The sequence below is a fragment of the Streptomyces sp. PKA51 genome, assembly GCF_057552455.1.
This window is the reverse complement of sequence record NZ_BAAJPZ010000055.1, coordinates 1-832: the sequence shown is the minus strand read 5'-3', so window position 1 is coordinate 832 and position 832 is coordinate 1. Positions and strand designations below refer to the sequence as shown.

General features: G+C 69.8%; 2 pseudogenes. Both read right to left on the bottom strand.

The features are described 5' to 3' along the window. Nucleotides 1–309 (bottom strand): annotated as a pseudogene (locus AC27L3_RS29530) (SAM-dependent methyltransferase); the annotation flags it as partial. Nucleotides 310–375: 66 nt separating this feature from the next. After that, a pseudogene (locus AC27L3_RS29525) lies at nucleotides 376–832 on the bottom strand (Crp/Fnr family transcriptional regulator); the annotation flags it as partial.

Sequence of the window (832 nt, the reverse complement as noted above, 5' to 3'; positions counted from 1 at the left end):
GCCGCAACCGGCGTCCAGCAGACGGTCACCGGGACCAATGGGGCCCAGGTGGTCCAGGAGGACGTCGGCCTGGGCCGACTCCAGGCGGTGCAGCTCCTCGACGATGCGCGCATCCCGGGTCTCCTCCGGACCCTCCAGGACGGAGGGGTCGTAGTCACCGAGCCCGTAGTGGTGGTGATACAGACCGTCGACGTCACCGAGGGAGAGGTTGACGGGGTCCTTCTCGTTGTTCCAGTACTCGGCGACCGCCTTCTGGTAGGCGGTGCGCAGGACGTGCGCGTGGGCGGGGGCGTCAGGGGTGGTGGTCATGGTGGGAGCTCCTTATGACGTACCGGTGGGTCCAGGACGTGGCGTGGTTCAGGGGGGAGGAGCGGGTCAGTCGCCGGTGGTGCGGCCGACCTCGACGTTCTCCAGGACGCCCAGCGCGTCGGGCACGAGGACGGCGGCCGAGTAGTAGGTGCTGACCAGGTAGGACATGATCGCCTGGTCGCTGATGCCCATGAAGCGCACGTTCAGCCCGGGCTCGTACTCGTCCGGGATGCCGGTCTGCCGCAGCCCGATCACGCCCTCGGCGTCCTCGCCGGTGCGCATCGCCAGGATCGAGGTGGTGCCCTGCTCGCTGACCCGCAGTTTGCCCAGGGGGAAGACCGGCACACCGCGCCAGGCGGGAACGCGGCGGCCGCCCACGTCGGCGTCGCCGAAGTACAGCCCGCGCTTGTTGCACTCGCGACCGAAGGCGACGATCGCCTTGGGGTGCGCGAAGAACGCCTTCGTCCCGCGCCGCATGCTCAGCAGCTCGTCCATGTCGTCCGGGGTGGGCGGACCCGAGTGC